The 1,704-nt window shown below is 78.8% G+C and carries 1 protein-coding gene; it reads right to left on the bottom strand.

Annotation, left to right across the window (positions count from 1 at the left end):
• Nucleotides 1-1,704, bottom strand: a 1,704-nt coding sequence (locus ABD308_RS29310) for a non-ribosomal peptide synthetase (RefSeq protein ID WP_344341115.1), incomplete at both ends; no start/stop codon positions are given.

The raw sequence follows: 1,704 nt of genomic DNA on the forward strand, positions 1-1,704 counted from the left end.
CGGGTGGCGAGCAGCGAGTGGCCGCCGACCTCGAAGAAGTGCGAGTCGGCGGTGAACCGGTCGTGGCCCAGCACCTCCCGCCAGGCCTCGGCGAGCAGCAGCCGGCCGGGGTCGGTGAGGTTCCTCGGGGCCGCCCCGTCGGCGGGCGCGTCGGGACCGGCGGGCTCGGGCGTCTCGGCGGCCAGCCGGGCGAGGGCCGTCCGGTCGGGCTTGCCGCCGGGCAGCAGCGGCATGGCGTCCAGGGCCGTCCAGTACGCCGGGACGAGTCCGGCGGGCAGCCGGCGGGCGAGCGCGGTGTGCAGGGCGGCCTGGTCGGGTCGCGGGCCGCCGTCGAGGAAGCCGAGCAGGCGCGGGCCCGTGGTGTCGTCGTGGTGGAGGACGACGGCGCAGGAGCGGCCGCCGAGTTCGGCGGAGGCGGCTGCCTCGATCTCCTCAAGTTCGATCCGGAAGCCGCGCAGCTTGACCTGGTTGTCCTGGCGGCCGAGGAAGCGCAGCCGGCCGTCGAGGCCGCGGTAGCCGCGGTCGCCGGTGCGGTAGACGCGCTCGCCGCCGGGCTCGGGGAGGGTGGTGAAGCGGGCCTCGGTGGCCTCCGGCAGGCCGAGGTAGCCGTCGGCCAGGACCGCTCCCCCGACGGCGAGTTCGCCGACGGCGCCGGGCGGCAGCGGCTGTCCGCCGGCGTCCAGGACGTGCACCCGGACGCCGGGCAGTTCGGTGCCGAGCGGGATCTCGGCGGCGTCGGTGTCCTGGGTCAGGTCGTCGCCGGTGATCCGGTGCACGGTGGAGGTGACGGTGGCCTCGGTGACGCCGTAGGCGTTGAGGACGGTGACGGCGGTGCCGTCCGTCAGCCCGCGCAGGGCGCGCGCGGGCAGCCGCTCGCCGCCGAGGACCAGCAGGCGCGGGGACCAGCGGCCGTCCGCCAGCGCCTCGCGCAGGTCGTCGCGGACGGCGAGGGCGTAGCTGGTGGGCAGGTTGGCGACGGTCACGCCGCGGGCGGCCAGCACGGCGACCAGTTCGGGCCCGGTCGGCACCTCGCGCTGCGGCACCACCAGGGCGGCGCCGGCCACCAGGGAGGGCAGCACCTCCTCCAGCGCCACGTCGAAGGAGGGGCGGGCGAACAGCAGCACCCGGTCGGCGGGGCCGAGCCCGTAGCGGGCGGCGATCGCGGTGGTCCAGCGGGCGAGCGCGCCGCGGCCGACCAGGACCGGCTTGGGCACGCCGGTGGAGCCGGAGGTGTGGATCACGTAGGCGGCACCGTCCAGCACGGCGGCGGGCCCGGCCTCGGGGAACGGCGGGCCGTCCAGCAGCGCCGGCGTCACCTCGCCGGGCAGGGCGAGCGCGCTCCGCCGGGTGGCGAGGACGAGCGCGGGGGCGAGCCGGTCCAGCAGCAGGGCGAGCCTGGCCGGCGGGTCCTCGGCGGACAGCGGGGCGTACACCGCGCCGTGGCGCAGGCAGGCGAGCAGGGCGACGACGCTGTCCACGCCGCGCGGCAGGACGGTGGCGACCGGCTGGCCAGGTGCCACGCCGGCGGCGCGCAGGCGTTCGACGAGTTCGCCGACGCGGCGGTCGAGGTCGCCGTAGCTCAGGCGCTCGGTGCCGGCGAGCAGGGCGGGCGCGGTGGGGTCATGGGCGGCGGCCGGGTCGAGGCCGGCGGGCTCGGGGGCCTCGGCGGCGGCGGGCGTGGCGGGCGCGGGCGCGAGGTCGGCG

This window comes from Kitasatospora putterlickiae, assembly GCF_039527695.1.
In the GTDB taxonomy this organism is placed as follows: domain Bacteria; phylum Actinomycetota; class Actinomycetes; order Streptomycetales; family Streptomycetaceae; genus Kitasatospora; species Kitasatospora putterlickiae.